Origin of the sequence: Vibrio syngnathi, assembly GCF_002119525.1 — a bacterium.
In the GTDB taxonomy this organism is placed as follows: domain Bacteria; phylum Pseudomonadota; class Gammaproteobacteria; order Enterobacterales; family Vibrionaceae; genus Vibrio; species Vibrio syngnathi.
In genome coordinates, this window is sequence record NZ_CP017916.1 from 1,795,920 (window position 1) to 1,813,704 (window position 17,785).

Here is a 17,785-nt window from a genome sequence, read left to right on the forward strand (position 1 = left end):
AAGAGATTAGTCGCGAAGTGCTGCGCCGAATTTCTCTGAGATTGAAGCTACGATAGCATCTACTGAACCAGCGATATCTGCATCTTCAAGTGTGCGCTCTACAGACTGTAGGCTAAGTGCGATTGCTAGGCTCTTCTTACCTTCTTCAACGCCTTGACCAACGTATACGTCGAACAGTTTAGCGCCTGTTAGGAATTCACCACCAGCTGCGATACACGCTTCTACGATGTCGCCAGAAGCAACTGCTTCGTCAACAACTACTGCGATATCACGACGGTTTGCAGGGAACTTAGATACCGCTACTGCTTCTGGAAGCACGCGAGTGTTGATAGCTGCCCATTCGATTTCGAATACGATAGTACGGCCGTTAAGACCAAACTTACGCTCTAGTTCTGGGTGAACAGTACCAATGATACCCACTTCTTTGCCGTTAGCCATAATCGTAGCCGATTGACCTGGGTGAAGTGCTGGGTTGCGCTCTTTTGCTTCAGAAGAAAGAGATTTGAAGCTGTATGCGATTTCGTTTGCAGAAAGCTCAAGAACGGCTTCTAGGTCACCTTTAAGATCGAAGAAATCTACAGTGTTAGTTGCAATGTCCCAGTGCTCTTCGCCACGAGTACCAGAGATAACGCCCGCAAGCATCATTTCTTGGCGCATGCCGTTTTCAGCCGTTGCTTCAGGGATGAAACGTAGGCCTGATTCGAATAGACGAACGCGAGACTGTTGACGCTTCTGGTTGTGAACCACTGTGTTTAGAAGACCTTGGATTAGGCCAAGACGCATTGCTGACATATCCGCAGAGATTGGGAATGGCAGGATTAGCGGCTCAACACCCGGTACAACCAATTTTTGCTGTTCTGGTTCTACGAAGCTGTATGTGATTGCTTCGTGGTAGCCACGGTCTACAAGAAGGTCACGAACGCGCTTAAGCGGTTGGTTAGCTTCTTTGTGGTCATTCATTTTAAGTGCCGCTTTAGGCGCTTGGTTTGGAATGTTATCGTAACCGTAGATACGACCTACTTCTTCAATTAGGTCTTGCTCGATTGCGATATCAAAACGCCAAGATGGAGACGTTGCCGTCCAACCAGCTTCTGTGCTTTCTGTATTTTCAACAACAGTAACGCCACAACCTAGGCGAGTAAGAATTTCCACTACGTCTGTAGATGGGATTTCGTGACCTAGTAGGCTGTCTAGCTTAGCGCGACGTAGAGCAACTACGTTTGCTTTAGGAAGATCAGCTTCAGATTCGCTGCCGTTTACTGGCGCAACTTCACCACCACAGATTTCAACTAGAAGCTGTGTTGCACGCTCCATTGCTGCTGCTTGAAGCGTTGAATCAACACCACGTTCGAAACGTAGAGAAGAATCTGTGTGAAGGCCGTAAGCACGTGCGCGACCACGGATGTGATCCGGTGCGAAGAACGCCGCTTCAAGAAGTACGTCTGTCGTTTCAGTCGTAACACCTGAATCTTGACCGCCAAAGATACCTGCGATTGCTAGTGCTTTGTTTTGGTCTGCGATAACAAGTGTGTTGCTGTTTAGTTCAGCTTCGTTGCCATCTAGAAGTGTTAGCTTTTCGCCCTGCTCTGCTAGACGAACCACGATACCGCCTTCGATCTTAGCAAGATCAAATGCGTGCATTGGTTGGCCTTGCTCTAGCATCACGTAGTTTGTGATGTCTACAACTGGGTCGATTGAACGAATACCACAACGGCGCAGTTTTTCTTGCATCCAGATTGGAGATTCCGCTTTCACGTTTACGTTCTTAACCACACGGCCAAGGTAACGTGGACAAGCATCAGTTGCTTTGATTTCAACAGATACTGTGTCTTCAATGCTTGTTGCAACAGCTTCAACTGTTGGCTCTGTAACGTCTGCGCGGTTTAGTACGCCAACTTCACGAGCAAGGCCACGGATGCTGAAGCAGTCTGCGCGGTTTGCTGTTAGGTCTACGTCGATAGTTACGTCGTTAAGCTCAAGAAGCTCACGAACGTCCATACCTAGCGCTGTGCCTTCTGGCAGCTCAAGGATGCCGTCAGACTCTACGTCGATACCTAGCTCAGAGAAAGAACAAAGCATGCCGTGCGATGGAACGCCACGTAGTTTTGCTTTCTTGATTTTGAAGTCACCAGGAAGTACTGCGCCAACTGTTGCTACTGCTACAGTTAGGCCAAGACGACAGTTAGATGCACCACAAACGATGTCTAAAAGTTCTTTATTACCTTCTGCATCAACAGCGCCGATATCAATTTTAGTTACTTGTAGTTTGTCTGCGTCTGGGTGCTGACCGCACTCAACCACTTTACCTACTTTAACGCCGGTGAATTCACCAGCAACAGGTTCTACATCGTCAACTTCCAAACCAGCCATAGTGATTTGGTGAGCTAGCTCTTCGCTGTTAATTGCAGGTTTAACCCACTCGCGTAGCCAAGATTCACTGAATTTCATAGTTTTGACTGCCCCGGATTACTTGAATTGTTTAAGGAAACGAAGGTCGTTCTCGAAGAACGCACGAAGGTCATTTACGCCGTAACGAAGCATCGTTAGACGCTCTACACCCATACCGAATGCAAAACCAGAGTATTTCTCAGGGTCGATGCCAACAGAGCGAAGTACGTTAGGGTGAACCATGCCACAACCTAGAACTTCTAGCCATTTGCCATCTTTACGTTTCACGTCAACTTCAGCTGAAGGCTCTGTGAACGGGAAGAATGAAGGACGGAAACGCACTTCAACTTCTTCTTCAAAGAAGTTACAAAGGAAATCGTTAAGAATGCCTTTAAGTTGTGCAAAGTTTACGTTCTCATCAACTAACATACCTTCCACTTGGTGGAACATTGGCGTGTGAGTTTGATCGTAGTCGTTACGGTAAACACGACCCGGAGCAATGAAGCGGAATGGCGGTTTGCCGTTTTCCATCGTACGGATTTGAACACCAGAAGTGTGCGTACGTAGCATTAGATCAGGGTTGAAGAAGAAAGTATCGTGATCAGTACGAGCTGGGTGATCGTCTGCGATGTTTAGTGCATCAAAGTTGTGGAATGCATCTTCGATCTCAGGGCCAGACTCAGTGCTAAAGCCAAGCTCACCAAAGAACTGTTCGATACGTTCAACTGTACGAGTCACTGGGTGAAGACCACCGTTCTCAATGCGACGACCTGGTAGGCTCACATCGATAGTTTCTTCAGCTAGTTTCGCTTCAAGCTCTGCACGTTGAAGTGCGTCTTTACGAGCTGCGATCGCTTGTTGAACAGCACCTTTCGCTTTGTTGATCTCTTGACCAGCAGTGCGACGCTCTTCAGGTGGAAGTTTACCTAGGCTTTGTAGTTGAAGAGTGAGTTCACCCTTCTTACCTAAATACTGAACTCGCACTTCATCAAGTGCGACTAACGAATCTGCTGTATCAATAGCAGTCGTTGCATTAGCAATGATCTCTTCTAGATGTTGCATCATTTCCTCATCTACCAGTTGGTAGTGTCCGTATCGGATGATTAGTTTTTTTAGATAGCTACACATAGTAATCAAACACGCTAACAATGCCAAATTGAATCGTTAAAAGAGCAAGTTATTGACTAAAAACACGGCAAATTTAACAGGATATTAATGAGGAGTAAGAAGAAGTGGAACAATTACTGGTTCCACTGCTTAATTTGGAAATGACCTGAACGCTAAATCTGAATCGAACAAACGCTGTTCTTCCCCGCGTTTTTCGCTAAATAGACGGACTCATCGGCGGCTTTAATCAAATCATTCATTGAGCCGAATTCTTCGGTTATTTCAGCGACACCGACACTAATACTGCCAATCCAAACTTGATTACTGGTTTCAACCTCTAATTCAGACACTTGCTGTCGAGCGGTTTCCGCGATGTACATCCCACCTTTAAGGTCAGTATCTGGGCAGATTACCAAGAACTCATCGCCACCTAACCGGCAAACAATATCATCATTACGGAACGTGTTTTTCAGTTCACGCGAGAGGGTTTTTAGCACCAAGTCGCCTGCATCATGACCGCTAGTGTCATTAATGCGCTTGAAGTGGTCGGCATCAATCATAATGCACACCAAAGGCATGCCCAGTTCTTTGGAGTCTTGCCAATGCAGCGCTAACTGTTTAAAAGCACTACGACGGTTATGCAAATTAGTGAGAGAGTCGGTTAATGACAGCTCTTCAAGTCTCTTGTTCGCTCTTTTTAATTCTGCGGTGCGTTCCTCAACTTTATCTTCGAGTAACTGGTTGAAGCGTAACAACTGCTTATTGCGTTCAGAGACTTGCTCAAATAAGCCTTTAAGAGCCGCCAACAAAGGCACAGTCGAAGAGTCTTGCTGCTTTTCTTCCGCTTCAAAGGCTTGCAGAGGTGTCGCGCCCTCTTCTATGGCGGTCATTTGTCGCGCCATGTTTTGGTCGATGCCGAGGATGTGGTAAGCAAGCCAATGAATGAGGAAGTCCAGTAGCTGACGTGCGGACACCTGATCTTCTTCCAAGATGAAAGCTTGCATGCTGTAGATATCTTGCATAAATACACGATGAACTTTGATGTGTTCTTCGATGTGAGAGCGATATAAATTACGAGCTCTCATCAAAGATTCTTCTTCTTTAAAGTGAAACTCGGCATAGCTCGTGAGATCGAGTAAAGCGATGCTAATATCTTCGATTGAGATAGTGTTTTCAGACAGTAAATTGCCATAGTGGTTGATAAAACCGACGAGGTATTGATGTTGTTCATCTACGACACCAATGCCTGTTTCGAAGTATCTATTCCAAGTAAATGAATTCATAAATCCCTTAACGCCCAAATCACACTTGTTTACCGGCAGTTACCAGTAGTCAAAAGCATGCATATGTAGAGGTTATATATACATGTAAAATATAACCATACTACCTGTAGGCCTACCTGATTGCTTGCTCCTTTTATAGAAAGATGACTTCGATCTCTACAAATATAAATTAACACTGGGTTTGGGGCGTTCAATTCAACAAGAACACCCCAATAAACCAACATTAACTTAACTTATTGAAAATACTAAAAGTAATATTCCAACGCCACCTCTATAAAATCGTCTTTGCGGGCGAAGAACAACAAGTCTTCTGGGGTTTCGTTCTCAAACAACCAAGCGTTGAGTCGCCACTTGAGGTTGTTGTTGATGCGGCTTGATGCTTCCAACTTAGCACTGTAGATATCGCTGTTATCTAAGTCTTGAGTGATGCCTGTAAGCACTTCGGTGCCGTCTTCATCGTTCAAGGCGAAACGAGCACCCAGGAAGACATCGTTTTGACCGATGGTTTGGGCGTTGTTGCCTCGGCTGTCATACAGGTATTCAGCAATGAAGCCGATGTCCCAATACGATTCAAGCGCCCCAACCCAGGTGTATTCAAAGCCTGTCGCGACGCCTGTGTGATTGTCGTAACTGTCGCGATAAATGCTTTCCAGCTTCCACAACCAATCGCCAATAATACCTTGTACATCGAGTCCGAAGTGCTGCATTTGCGCGTAATACGGCTTGAGTTCATTGCCCTCTACACGGTAATAAGGGTCGCGATTTGTGCCGCCTAAGTAGCTTAAACCGACATCCCAATCACCGTACATTTGGCTATAGCGCAGCGCTACATCAACGTGCTTTTCTTCTCTCGAAGATTCGTAAAGCGCATCGTCCGATACAGGCACTGTCGACCTTAATCGACCGTCTTCCCCTGCAAAGGTACGCTCGCGAAAATACGGCAGTAACATGGCATCAATGGTTCCCCAGTCTTTTATCGAGGTGAAGTGCACCATTGGCTGACCTAACTTCGATTCACCATCGACCGATTCAATGGCATCGGTTTGGTTTACCACATCGACCAAGTGCGCCGATTCAGTGACACCCCAGAACACCTTGCCGACACCGGCTCGCAGTTCGTAGTCATCCCAATACGTTAGGTACAGAGCTTCACGAACGTCGCCATGGGTGCGCTCATCATCTTCGCTGTCTAGGCGATAAAACGGGGTGAAGGTAAAGCTGCCGTTGCCCTCCTCTTGCTCCCAGTAAAACTCTGGTTGCAACACCAGTGAGCTTTGTCCTTTATCTTGCCCTTGCAAACCGTCACTAAAGAACTGCCTGTGTTCAAGGTTAACTTGCCCTGCTAGCTCCGGGGTGACCGGTTCTGCGAACTCAGAGCTAAAACCAGCTGCCACACATGGCAACGACACTTGCATTAGCCCAACTGTCGCAGCCAAGGTTAAAGATAACTGCGTTCCTGTTAACACAATCCTTTTCATATTCTTGCCTTACTTTGCACGTTTAAGTGTGTTTTTTTGGAAGTCCTTGTCCTTAAGACCGGTCTGGAACGCTAAATCTGTCGTGGTTAATACGGTGCTTTTACCTGTTTGGTGGTTTTGCATCGACATAGTGTGCGCGCGCCAGTATTGGTTTAGGTATTGTTTGTAATCTTGGAACGAGAGGGTTTTCAACAACGCGCCTTTGCGGTCGTAAAATTCAACCTGAACTGGGCGGTAATATTGCTGGTCTAACCATACCTTTTGCATGGTGTAGCCAGAGTTCTTATCGGTAGGAACTTGCTCTAAAACAAAGGTATCGACACCTTCGATTTTGGCGTCTTCAATGTAGTTAAAGGTGTACTTTTCTAACTCAAACGAGCTCAAGTCTTCATACGCAAATTCACTGCCCATAAACGGGCCAGATTTGTTGCGTGAAGAGATGCGTTTTACACGTTTCAATGCAGGCAGATACAACCATTGGTCATCGGATTTGGTAATGTGTGAATGGTTGAGGAAAGCCGTGCCTTTTACGTCGCGTGGCTCATCAAAAATAGTCAGCCCTTTATCACCATCGTCATCGACTTCTAACGACTTCAATCGCATTAGACGCGAGCTACTTTCGCCTTGTTTGTTGCGAAGTAGCATTTCCATGGTTGCAACAGAATCGCCCCACCCGACATCGACTGCTTTACGTTGCTCGGCAATTTCTAAGCCTTTTGCTGGGTCTGCTAACACTGGGAAGGCTAATAGCGCGCCAATAGTCATCAATGACGTTATGAGTGTTTTCTTTGTAATAAAGTGTTTAAAGCTTTTCATAATGATCTCCTTGAGTCAGCCCACCGCAGTAGGCTGACGATTCCTTATTTGGTTGATGTAGTCAGTTCGGCGGTTGGATTAGCCAGCGACTTGGTGTCAGGCTTTGGTTCGTGTTGAGGTTTATCTGCATAGTGAGTCTGTTTGTCGAAGATCATCAGTAAGCTAGGTAGCAAAATGAAGTCGACCACCAACGCAATGAAAATCACAATCGCACTGAGTAAGCCCATATCGGAATTGAGTCTGAAGCTCGACATCGCCAGTACAGAGAAACCAGCTACAAGCACGACCGTGGTGATCCACAATGCGCGACCGACGGTGTGGAAAGCGTATCGAACCGCTTCTTCTGCTGATTTCCCTTCCATTCTGGCGCGTTGGTATTTACTTAAGAAATGCACCGCATCATCGACAACAATACCCAACGTGAGCGTGACTACGACTGACAAACCCAAGTTGATTTCACCCGAAATAAGCGCCCACAAGCCAAAGCCGATAATCGCCGGGGCAATGTTTGGCACTAGGCTGATCACGCCCAAGCGAACCGAGCGCAATGCGAAGATCATCAAGCCCGAGATAAGCACTAATGTGATAGGCAGAGTTGATAGCATGCTCGCCATGTTGGTTTCGCCAATGTGTGCAAACATCAATGACGGGCTCGACGCCACCACTTCATATTGCGGCGCATTAGCGGCAAACCATGAGTAAATGCGTTCTTCGAGTTCAACCAATTCCACACTGCCTAGGTTGTCCACCGTCAGCACCATTTTGATCGATGATTTATCGACATTGATCTGGTTGTTCAAGTCCAAACCGTACGGCAATGACATCTCGTAAAGCAGTAAGTATTGCGCGGCTAACTCTCGGTTAAGTGGCAGTTGGTAGTAGCTATCGTCATCGCCATGCATGTTCTTATTCAAACGCATGTAAACATCGGAAAGCGTGGCCACATGGTCGGTTTCTGGTTGTACGCGTAGCCAATCGGTAAAGTCACCAATAGCTTGCAAGAACACAGGATCAGCTATCGCTTGAGACTCGTTGGTTTTCACCGCGATACTGATAGTCGTCATGCCACTTACAGTCTCTTCCATGAAATCGGCTGCTTGTCTGAATTCGCTTGAGGTATCGAAATACTTCACCGATTCATCATTCACTTTGTTCAATGGAATTAACGCGGCTGCGCCAACAATCACTAAGGTAGAAATCGGCAGCAGTGCTTTGCGGTTAGCCACCACAAAATCGCCCAGTTTATCCATAAAGGTTACTTTGCTTTCCGCGACTTCATTTGTTGGCAGAGTTTTCACTGGCAAGAGTTTTAACAGCGCAGGAAGCATAGTCACAGAAAGGAAACACGCGATGATCACGCCCAATGCCGACAAGTTACCGAAGTCTCGTAATACGGGAGAATCCGACATGTTCATCATCAAGAAACCAATCGCGGTGGTCACCGAAGTAATCAAAATCGGCATCGCGTTCAGCTTAATACTGTATTGAATGGCTTGTGCTTTCTCCATCCCGCGCTGCATAGCTTGTCTCATGGTCACAATCACGTGAACACAATCGGCAACAGCAAGGGTTAACACTAAGGTAGGTACGTTGACGGTTGCTGTGCTGAGGAACATCCCTGCCCAGCCAGACAAACCCATGGTGGCGACAATCGAAGAGATAATCACAACTAAGGTCGCTACCACGCTAAAGAACGAGCGCAGCATAAAGGTGAGGAACACCAACACCACCAACAGCATTAACGGCACGAGTGTTGAGCTGTCTTCTTGAGCCGACATCATAAACGCGTTGTTCATGGCAATGATGCCTGCCTTGTGGAATTCGACATTCGGGTAATCGGCTTGGTACTTGGCGATCATAGTATTGATAGCCGCGATCACTTCTTGCACTTCCGCGGTTTTATCTACTTCAGGTAATTGCACGGTGACGTTAACAATGGTCACATCACCAGAGGCTGATACTAATGCGTTTTTAAGCAGTGGCTCGTTGAGGGCGATCTGTTTCACTTTGGCGATTCGCTCGGGCGTGTGCTCGTATTCTTCGTACAGCAAATCTTCCACTAACAAGTCATCTTCAATGGCTTCGGTGTGCTGATAATTGGCCAGCGAATCGACACGGCTTGAGTACGGGATCTGCCACGCATCAACCGTGAGGGTTTGAATTAAGGTGAGGGTTTCTGGGGTGAAGACATTGCCATCTTCAGGTGCGACAACAATCGCAAGGTTGTCGGTTTTTGCAAAGGTGGTTTGAATTTCGTCGAACGCCATCAACTGTTTGTTGGTGCCTTCGAAGAATATGTTGTAGTCCCCTCTAAAGTAGAGGTTCTTTGCCCCTAATGCAGAGAGAATGATGATTGAAAAAACCACCAGCAGAACGATAAACGAACGCTTGGTCGGTATTGAGTGCCAACTGTTATTTAGATCCCCGTTTACGCTATCAACGTTACGGTTATCTCGATTTTGGTGATCGAAAGCAGGCTTCTGGCTGTCATGTTCCATCACAGTCTCCATTTGTGACGATTCGTCATAGTTGTGTCTTAAAAAGCCAGCCGGAGCTGACAAAAGACACAATTCTTAGTCATATACTCAAGAAAACCAAAACCACACTAGGCAAACTTAAGTTTATGACGAATCGTCACTAATGGTTATTAATAAACCCACATGAGTGGGCTTAATAGAAGCTTATCGGCCTACCGATTCTAAGTAAGCGACTTCTTCACTGAACAGTTCTTGTTCTACACGGCGCCAGGTTTTGCGGTAATCCCAATCGCTAGAAAGAGGCTGCCAGTTGAGGCCGTCCAAAAGCATGTTCGCGTTGTGTAATACTGAATATGGGTCTTGTAACCGCTTGATACAATGACTGTTTGATGCATTCTGTGACAAGGCATTTGAACCAAATGCGATTGACCAGTTTGCAAACACGATGGCATCGGAACCCACACCTGAAGAGAACTTTAGGTCACCGGCTTCTACTGCTCGGTTTACCATTGAATCGGCTTGTTCGATCACCAACTCTTCCAGTTCGTTCATCTCGGTGACACGTGCACTAGACGCTTTCTCTAGTACCCACGGGCTTTTCGCCATGATCGCGCAAGTTGATAGTACCGGCTCCATGCGAGCATAGATTCGGTAAGCAACGTGCAGTGCGACGATCTTTTCACGTGTGTTGCCTTCAAACTCTCCGGAGCGAGCGAACATCAACGCCTCGGTCTTTAAAGAATGAATACATAACGCTAAAACCACGTCTTCTTTACTGCAAAAGTGATTATATATCGTACCTTTAGAATAAGAGCTCGCCGCCGTCAGCTTATCCATCGTGAGGTTTCCGAACCCTTGTTCTCGAACCAGATCTTTTGCTAACAACATCAATTCTACTTCTCGGTCGGCTATGGATTGCTGCTTCTTAGACAGCACGCCTTTGCAACCAAAGATACTTTGTTTATCGCCTTTACAACCAAAGCCAAACATAATTTTTCAGTCCGTATTTGAGCTTAGCCATTACCTAAGCTTAACCAGTATTAAAAACGCTCCTGTTCAATATATTAACACGAATAGTAAATTCATGTAGTTAACCATTTCGTGACGCTTCGTCATTTCTGACTTATCGTCATAATAGCGCAAATATTGATCATATCAAGGCGTTTCATAAATTAAATTCACTTTATGAATAGATGAGAAAACCATCAATAATCACATCGCTTTACTAACTGGCATAGCATCACTAACCAACATAAGATCAATAACCGACACAACCTCACTAACCAACACAGAAAGAAGCGCCTTAGTTTGGCGAGACCAATACAAGCCCATTACGCTGTCTTCATCTAAATAGAGCATGATGGTTTAGGATAGTCAGCTATTCGAGCCGAATGGAGGGGACGTAAACCACGAGAATGAGTGAGTTCAGGTTCACTTTTTGGTGCAGACCTCTCCTTATGGTTAATATTTGGCTTACTAATGCCGTTTTCGACTAAGTTGCTATAAATTAAGTAAGGGGTGACTTACAATAGTGACAACGACTTACCTTTTTTGAGAACACGATATTGAGCGCCAAATATTCTTATTTAGCTTGGCAAGTGAATACTTCTAGCCCAGCAGAAAAGCTCGTTTTATTGATGCTTGCAGACGGTGCTGACGAATTCGGCTACACCAATGTGTGCCTACAAACAGCAGGTCAACTTTGTGCTCTCTCTACGTTTGGTTTAGCCGACTGTCTTAAGTGTTTAGTCGACCAAGGTTTTCTCGATAAGATAAAAGTAGATTATCGAGATCAAAAAGAGATTCACGTTTTCAAAATGCTCATTGAGCAAGAGCAAGCTACGGCGCACGTTGAGGTTCAACCGACCAACAGTATTCCGGTCTACTCTACGGCACCTGCACCTGCACCTGCACCTGCACCTGCACCTGCACCTGCACCTGCACCTGCACCCAAGTTTCAGCCTGCTCCGGCACCGATGCAACACATGCAACATGCCCCTCGCCCACAAGGCCGAGGCTCAATGAACAGCAACACCGTCTCTACTCATGATCTCAACGAAGAAGAGATACCATCATGGGCAGAACGCGCGTTTAAATTCTCCGGTTTGACCGGTGACCATAGTTTAGTATGGAAGAAATTTGTCCTCTGGTATAAAGCCAAAGCCAATGAATTAATGCCATTATCTCGGATTGAATCCAAGCTGCAGTACTGGCTAGTTAACGAGAAGCAAAATGAAAGACAACAACAGCAGAAGACCTCTCAATATTCAGGAAATGCAGGACAAGCTCAAGGAAATGGGTATAGACAAAAGCTTAGCCCATCTGAACGCTTCAGGCAGCAGCTCATTCAAAAAGGCAAAAAGCCAACCTTCTGAGCCAGCATCACCTGTTGTTTCTGACTCTACAGGCTCAGTCTTACCTGAAGTGATTGAAGCACAGAGCACTGAAGTCGCGACACCCAATGCTGCGAGCACGGGTTCGTCTCAACAAGTGCCTGTTGTTGACCAAGATCCCGCTGAATTGGAGCTCACGGATTGGTGTATCCATGTGTTCGGTTCTTTCTTGAGCGTGTACGAAACTCAATGGGAATACCAATACGGTAGTGAGCCAAGCGGAAAGTTTCTTGAGTTTGCGCACTCTGTAGACTCAGACGGCCTTAATCGTGTGCTAATGCACTGTCATGAGCGTATTCAACTAGGTAACAGCTGGCCGCCACAAATGGGTGAGCTTTGGATCCTGAAGGATTCACTAACAGAAGAAGAGCTGCTTGATAGCCGCATTCGCGTGTTATCACGCACTGCCGTTAACAACATTGAAAAATGGCTTATCCAAAACAAACTATACGACTTGAAGCGCACCGCTGAAAACAAGTTGGATGGCCTGTTTAAGAAGTACTATTTGGAAGCGAAGCGTTTAGATGAGAAAGGCATGCTAGAAACTGAATTACCGCAGTTCCTTCTTGCTGCTAACTCGGTAAAGAACCTGAACGATTTAAAACGTGAAGAGTACGAAAGCCAACACGGCAAAGCGATTAACCCGAGAATTCAAAAGATTCTAAACAGTAAAAAGTAACTGTTCGCGCTACTGCTATGGTCTATGGTCTATGGTCTATGGTCTATGGTCTATGGTCTATGGTCTATGGTCTATGGTCTATGGTCTATGGTCAGAAAATACCGTCAAGATTACCCGGTCAATAGATACAAAAATGCCAGCTATCAAGCTGGCATTTTTTATGAGTTTTACTAACCCATCAAACAATTATCCGACCGCTATTTACGATCGCCTTACTGATTAATTACAGTAGGTGGATAGTTGCGTTTAGAGAGAAAACGCCTGAGTCGTCATCTTTCATGTTGAAGTTTTGGTAGCTAGCGCCTACAGATAGTGGACCAAAGATGAAGTATTCTGCGCCTACACCGTACATGATATCAACTTCGTCTTGCTTGAAGCCGTTCGCTTTAAGCTCGTAAGAGTGAAGACCACCCTTCGCGTAAACGTGAAGAGGACCAAAATCGATGCTTGGTTTGATTGCTAGGTAAGTTGTGCTTGCGTCTAGTTTAGTCAGTGTTTGGTTGCCGTATTTAACACTGTCGAAAGAACCTAGATCCCAGTAACCCGCTTCAACACCAATAAATGGAAGGATGCCCGTACCCACGTGGATACCCATTGCTGTCTCTTCTTTATTACCTAATGAGTTTTGACCACCCATTGCGCCGCCGTACAACCAAGAATCAGCCATCGCTGTTGAAGATGCACCTAGCAGTGCTAGAGCCAATAACGTTTTTTTCATATTCGACCTTTTTCGTCCTGTTGGCAGGCCTTGTGTGGTAATAAATTGCCACCAAGTCGCCCTGTATGTAATAACTATTCAATTAGTAATGCAATATGCAAGATTTATACCCAAACCTTGCCATTGCGTCTAGCTTTATTCGTTTAGCAAGCATCAATCGCGTTTTTAACACGCTTATCTGATACTGGGTAAGGTGTGCCGAGTTGCTGTGCGAAGAAGCTTACACGAAGCTCTTCTATCATCCAACGCACCTCTTTTACATTTTCTGGAACCGCGATCCCTTTTGGGATTTTATTCAGCAGCTCTTTGTAATTATTCATTACTGACTCAACTTTGATCATATGAAGACGATCTTTGTTCGGGTCAATCGGCAGTTTCTCCATTCGACGCTCTATCGCTTTCATATAGCGTAGAATATCCGGCAAGCGTTTCCACCCGCATTCTGTGGCAAAGCCCTTAAAAATCAAACCTTCTATTTGAGCTTTAATGTCTGAAAGCGCAAATGCCATGGAAAGATCCACACGCCCTTTGAGCTTCTTGCTGATGCTGAATGCCGTGGTTAAGATGGTTTCAACCTGTTGAGCGATCTCAACAACTGTGTCATCCAACTCTGCACGTACGTGTTCTTTCAGAGCTTCAAACTGCTCTGGCTCCCAAACTATGCCGCCCTTCTGCTCAATCAGCTTATCAATACCACAAGCGATACAGTCATCGATAAGATCGAGCACCTGTCCGTATGGGTTGAAGTACAAACCAAGCTTAGATTTGTTCGGTAAATTCGAGTGCAAGTATTTGATCGGCGATGGTACGTTCAACAGAATTAAACGACGCTGACCCGATTTCATTGCAGTGATCTGCTCTTGCTCAGTTTCGAACAATTTGATTTCTACGCTGTCTTTGGTGTCCACCAGTGCTGGGAAGGCTTTAACATCATAGCCACCACGTTTCTGTTGGTAGACTTTTGGTAACTCACCAAAGCTCCACGTATGCAGGTTTTGCTGTTCAATGTCATCGTCTGCCACTTTAGAAAGTGTTTCTTGAACCTTGTCTTTCAGGCTCTCTTTCAACTCATGCAGGTCTTTCTGCTCTTTCAGTTTGCGCTTGCGATGATCCACAGCACGGAATGTTACCTTTAAGTGCTCTGGAATCTGGTCTAACTTCCAGTCATCACGTACCACTTCCACACCGGTCATGCGGCGTAGTTCTTTCTCAAGAGAATCCAACAACGGAGCTTCTAGTGGTGTTACACGAGCCAAGAATGCATCAGCGTAGTTTGGTGCAGGCACAAAGTTACGGCGTAGCGTTTTTGGTAACGACTTAATCAGGCTAATCACCAGTTCCTGACGTAGGCCTGGGATCTGCCAATCAAAACCGTTCTGGTCGATTTGGTTCAAGATAGGCAGCGGAATGTGTACCGTTACACCATCGTTGTCATCGCCCGGCTCAAATTGGTAGCTCAGCTTCAACTTGATTCCATTTTGATGCCAGAAGTTCGGGTAATCCAAATCAGTAACGTGGCTTGCATCACCTCGGAACAGCATCGACTTTTCAAAGTTAAGCAGTTCCGGTGTTTTCTGGCTGGTCTTCTTCCACCATGTATCGAAGTGACGGCCTGAAACCGCTTCTTCACCAACACGTTGGTCATAGAAATCGAACAGTTCATCATCGTCAATCAAGATGTCACGACGACGAGACTTATGCTCAAGCTCTTCAACTTCTTGCAGTAGCTTACGGTTTTGTTTGAAGAAAGCGTGTTTGGTTTCCCACTCACCTTCGACCAATGCGCTGCGTACAAACAACTCACGGCTGACGGTTGCGTCAATCGCACCGTAGTTGACTAAGCGTTTTGGAATGATTGGGATACCGTAAAGCATCACTTTTTCGTGAGCCATTACTGCCGCTTGCTTCTTCGACCAATGTGGTTCGCTGTAGCTGCGCTTAATCAGGTGTTTCGCTAGTGGTTCAATCCATTCCGGCTGAATTTTGGCGATAACACGACCCCAAAGTTTTGAGGTTTCCACCAGCTCAGCAGACATGATCCACTTAGGCTGTTTCTTAAAGAGGCCAGACGCAGGGAAGATATGGAAGCGCGCATTACGAGCACCTTGATATTCATTCTTCTCTTGGTCTTTCATACCGATGTGTGAAAGCAGACCTGAGAGCAGTGACATGTGAATGCCATCGTAGCTGCCCGGCTCTGTATTCAGCTTGGTATCTAATTCACGCATCGCTTGGTGAATTTGGAAGTACACATCTTGCCATTCACGGATACGTAAATAGTTTAAATAATCTTGCTTACACTGTTTGCGGAACTGGTTACTCGACAGCTCTTTCTGTTGCTGCTTAACGTAATCCCAAAGGTTCACAAACGTGATGAAGTCCGACTCTTTATCGAAGAAGCGCTTGTGCTTATCGTCAGATGATTGTTGCTTGTCTGATGGGCGCTCACGCGGATCTTGAATCGACAACGCAGACGCAATCACCATCACTTCATGTAAACAGCGGTTACTTGGGGCTTCAATCACCATACGCGCTAAACGTGGATCGATCGGCAGCTTCGCTAGCTTACGACCAATCGCGGTTAGCTTCTTCTTATCGTCGCCTTGATTCTTGTTTTTGTTCGCAGCCGGTTCAGCGGTTGCGATTGCACCTAGCTCTTCAAGTAGCCTTACACCATCTTGAATGTTGCGCTTATCGGGCGCTTCAACAAATGGGAATGCTTGAATATCGCCTAGGCCTAACGCTGTCATCTGAAGGATAACCGATGCTAGGTTAGTACGAAGGATCTCTGGGTCAGTAAACTCTGGGCGTGATTCAAAATCTTCCTCAGAGTAAAGACGAATACAGATACCTTCAGCAACACGACCACAACGACCTTTACGCTGATTTGCGCTTGCTTGAGACACTGGCTCAATCGGTAGGCGTTGTACTTTAGTACGGTAGCTGTAACGGCTAATACGCGCCGTACCCGGGTCGATAACATACTTAATACCCGGAACGGTTAACGAGGTTTCTGCCACGTTGGTCGCGAGAACAATGCGTCGACCAGTATGAGACTGGAAGATACGGTTCTGCTCACCCGCCGATAGACGCGCGTACAGCGGAACAATCTCAGTATCACGCAGGTTACGTTTACTTAAAGAATCGGCAGTATCACGAATTTCACGTTCACCGTTCATGAAGATCAAGATATCGCCTTGGCCTTCATCACACAGCTCATCAACGGCTTCAAATATGCCTTCGATTTGATCGCGGTCTGAATCACTGTCATCACCACCTAGTGGGCGGTAACGCGTATCAACTGGGTAAGTACGACCTGATACTTCAATGATGGGTGCATTGTTAAAGTGCTTCGAGAAACGCTCAGGATCGATGGTCGCCGACGTGATAATCACTTTCAAGTCAGGACGCTTTGGCAGAAGCTCTCTTAAGTAACCCATGATGAAGTCGATATTCAGGCTACGTTCGTGCGCTTCATCGATAATGATGGTGTCGTACTGGCTTAAGAAACGGTCGTGCTGAATTTCCGCCAGTAGAATACCGTCGGTCATCAATTTGATTTGGGTGTTTTCAGAAATTTGGTCGTTAAAACGAACCTTGTAACCAACGAACTCACCTAACTGAGTTTCCATCTCTTCTGCAATACGGTTGGCAACCGAACGCGCCGCAAGACGACGAGGCTGAGTGTGACCAATTAGGCCAAAACGACCTCGGCCAAGCTCAGAACAGATCTTTGGTAACTGAGTGGTTTTACCCGAACCTGTTTCACCCGCCACGATAACCACTTGGTTTTCAGCAATGGCTTTCGCAATATCATCGCGCTTTTGGCTAACAGGGAGAATCTCTGGGTATTCGATGGTGGGTTTCTGCGCAGCACGCTGAGTTGCCGTCATCATCGACTTGGCAATATCTAACGCAATCTCATCGAAGACAGCGTGTTTAGATTGTTCGTTCTTGATTTTACTCGCGCCAGTAATTCGCTGACTCAAACGGAAGCGGTCGCGCATCATACATTCGTGGAGCGCTTTACGAAGAGATACTGGGCTATTTTGAGATGGTTTTGTCTTTGTCGCTGACTGTTCAGCTTTTTTTGCATTTGCTTGTTCAGCATTTAATTGTTCAGCAGGCTTGTTCGATGCAGCTTTGTTTGGTTTCGCTTGGTTCTGTGAAGAACTTGGCTGTGCTGTATTCTTGTTGTTGTCTGCTTTTTCCGGAGACGAAGTCAAAGCGTGTCCTATTCTTGTACTTATTAAACTCGCGCGATTATATCACAAGTGAGCTAGGCTATAGAACGGAAAGCCACCCTAGCCTGTTGTTTTAATTATTCAGGCACAGTGTTTAAACATGTACAACATTAGTCAGATACACCGCAACGTATAAACAAAAAGAGATTGGTTCTACCCAATCTCTTTTACTTTCCTTCGAACAATTTACGTTAAGTGGAAT

Annotated in this window: 12 protein-coding genes; 2 read left to right on the top strand and 10 right to left on the bottom strand. The window is 45.9% G+C overall.

What is annotated here, in order from left to right; translation table 11 throughout:
- Positions 1–6 precede the first annotated feature (6 nt).
- The 8 genes from pheT to K08M4_RS21965 form a co-directional block, all read right to left on the bottom strand.
- Positions 7–2,448: a phenylalanine--tRNA ligase subunit beta gene (gene pheT, locus K08M4_RS08275; protein WP_086049536.1), complete on the bottom strand. Its 2,442-nt coding sequence runs from the start codon at positions 2,446–2,448 to the stop codon at positions 7–9.
- Positions 2,449–2,466: 18 nt separating this feature from the next.
- Positions 2,467–3,450: a phenylalanine--tRNA ligase subunit alpha gene (pheS, locus tag K08M4_RS08280; RefSeq protein WP_004734764.1), complete on the bottom strand. Its 984-nt coding sequence runs from the start codon at positions 3,448–3,450 to the stop codon at positions 2,467–2,469.
- 218 nt (positions 3,451–3,668) lie between these two features.
- Positions 3,669–4,778 (bottom strand): GGDEF domain-containing protein, encoded by a 1,110-nt coding sequence (locus K08M4_RS08285; RefSeq protein ID WP_086049537.1) that lies wholly within the window; start codon positions 4,776–4,778, stop codon positions 3,669–3,671.
- A 245-nt stretch (positions 4,779–5,023) separates the two neighbouring features.
- The gene (locus tag K08M4_RS08290; RefSeq protein WP_086049538.1) at positions 5,024–6,256 is read right to left on the bottom strand and encodes a hypothetical protein; all 1,233 of its coding nucleotides are present in this window, start codon (positions 6,254–6,256) and stop codon (positions 5,024–5,026) included.
- Between the two features lie 9 nt (positions 6,257–6,265).
- Positions 6,266–7,021 (bottom strand): outer membrane lipoprotein-sorting protein, encoded by a 756-nt coding sequence (locus K08M4_RS08295; RefSeq protein WP_086050408.1) that lies wholly within the window; start codon positions 7,019–7,021, stop codon positions 6,266–6,268.
- 95 nt (positions 7,022–7,116) lie between these two features.
- Entirely contained in the window at positions 7,117–9,633 is a 2,517-nt protein-coding gene (locus tag K08M4_RS08300) for an efflux RND transporter permease subunit (protein WP_086049539.1), read from the bottom strand.
- A gap of 120 nt (positions 9,634–9,753) precedes the next feature.
- Positions 9,754–10,539, bottom strand: coding sequence for a TetR/AcrR family transcriptional regulator (locus K08M4_RS08305; RefSeq protein ID WP_086049540.1), 786 nt, complete (start codon positions 10,537–10,539; stop codon positions 9,754–9,756).
- Positions 10,540–10,761: 222 nt separating this feature from the next.
- Positions 10,762–10,908 (bottom strand): hypothetical protein, encoded by a 147-nt coding sequence (locus K08M4_RS21965; protein WP_157665738.1) that lies wholly within the window; start codon positions 10,906–10,908, stop codon positions 10,762–10,764.
- A 206-nt stretch (positions 10,909–11,114) separates the two neighbouring features.
- Here K08M4_RS21965 and K08M4_RS21970 point away from each other — a divergent pair, with 206 nt between their 5' ends.
- Positions 11,115–11,924 carry a hypothetical protein gene (locus tag K08M4_RS21970; RefSeq protein WP_157665739.1) on the top strand — a complete coding sequence of 270 codons (810 nt, stop codon included), beginning with the start codon at positions 11,115–11,117 and terminating at the stop codon, positions 11,922–11,924.
- Complete coding sequence (locus K08M4_RS08315; RefSeq protein WP_086050409.1) at positions 11,845–12,621, top strand: hypothetical protein; 777 nt, start codon at positions 11,845–11,847, stop codon at positions 12,619–12,621. The genes K08M4_RS21970 and K08M4_RS08315 overlap by 80 nt, the downstream gene beginning before the upstream one ends.
- Positions 12,622–12,844: 223 nt before the next feature.
- Here K08M4_RS08315 and K08M4_RS08325 read toward each other — a convergent pair whose 3' ends face one another.
- Both K08M4_RS08325 and hrpA read right to left on the bottom strand, forming a co-directional pair.
- A complete protein-coding gene (locus tag K08M4_RS08325) occupies positions 12,845–13,339 on the bottom strand; it encodes an outer membrane beta-barrel protein (RefSeq protein WP_086049542.1) in 495 nt (164 codons plus the stop codon).
- 143 nt (positions 13,340–13,482) lie between these two features.
- Positions 13,483–17,565, bottom strand: a complete 4,083-nt coding sequence (hrpA, locus tag K08M4_RS08330) for an ATP-dependent RNA helicase HrpA (RefSeq protein WP_086049543.1) — start codon at positions 17,563–17,565, stop codon at positions 13,483–13,485.
- Positions 17,566–17,785: the final 220 nt, after the last annotated feature.

Excerpts from the sequence above, each read along its gene's own strand:
- K08M4_RS08315 (WP_086050409.1), top strand. The coding sequence starts at position 11,845 with ATGGGTATAGACAAAAGCTTAGCCCATCTGAACGCTTCAGGCAGCAGC.
- K08M4_RS08325 (WP_086049542.1), bottom strand. The coding sequence starts at position 13,339 with ATGAAAAAAACGTTATTGGCTCTAGCACTGCTAGGTGCATCTTCAACA.
- K08M4_RS08295 (WP_086050408.1), bottom strand. The coding sequence starts at position 7,021 with ATGACTATTGGCGCGCTATTAGCCTTCCCAGTGTTAGCAGACCCAGCA.
- pheS (WP_004734764.1), bottom strand. The coding sequence starts at position 3,450 with ATGCAACATCTAGAAGAGATCATTGCTAATGCAACGACTGCTATTGAT.
- K08M4_RS21965 (WP_157665738.1), bottom strand. The coding sequence starts at position 10,908 with ATGCTCTATTTAGATGAAGACAGCGTAATGGGCTTGTATTGGTCTCGC.
- K08M4_RS08285 (WP_086049537.1), bottom strand. The coding sequence starts at position 4,778 with ATGAATTCATTTACTTGGAATAGATACTTCGAAACAGGCATTGGTGTC.
- K08M4_RS08305 (WP_086049540.1), bottom strand. The coding sequence starts at position 10,539 with ATGTTTGGCTTTGGTTGTAAAGGCGATAAACAAAGTATCTTTGGTTGC.
- pheT (WP_086049536.1), bottom strand. The coding sequence starts at position 2,448 with ATGAAATTCAGTGAATCTTGGCTACGCGAGTGGGTTAAACCTGCAATT.
- K08M4_RS08290 (WP_086049538.1), bottom strand. The coding sequence starts at position 6,256 with ATGAAAAGGATTGTGTTAACAGGAACGCAGTTATCTTTAACCTTGGCT.